General features: G+C 38.8%; 1 protein-coding gene. It reads left to right on the plus strand.

Annotation, left to right across the window (positions count from 1 at the left end):
* The coding region (locus ABNX05_RS26175; RefSeq protein WP_349662351.1) for a transposase at nt 1–330 on the plus strand (330 nt) is incomplete at both ends.

Below are 330 nucleotides of genomic sequence, written 5' to 3' on the forward strand. Positions count from 1 at the left end.
AACGAATTCAATACAGCGAACTGGGATTATGATAAAGAACATGATCGATACACTTGCCCAAATCAACAACAGCTTGTGTTTAAATATCGTACTACGAAAACGGATAAGTATGATTTCACGCGTGAGGTTAAGGTATACGAATGTGAAGACTGTTCCGGATGCCCCCTCCGTTCATCGTGTACAAAAGCAAAAGAAGGAAATAATCGTAAGTTAATGGTGAATGAGAAGTGGGAACAACAAAAAGAATATGTGCGAGCAAAGCTTTCAGAAGAAAAAACGAGTACCATTTATCGTCAACGCAAAATTGACGTGGAACCAGTTTTTGGATTC

The sequence above is a fragment of the Lysinibacillus zambalensis genome (genome assembly GCF_040183165.1).
GTDB classification, from domain to species: Bacteria; Bacillota; Bacilli; order Bacillales_A; family Planococcaceae; genus Lysinibacillus; species Lysinibacillus zambalensis.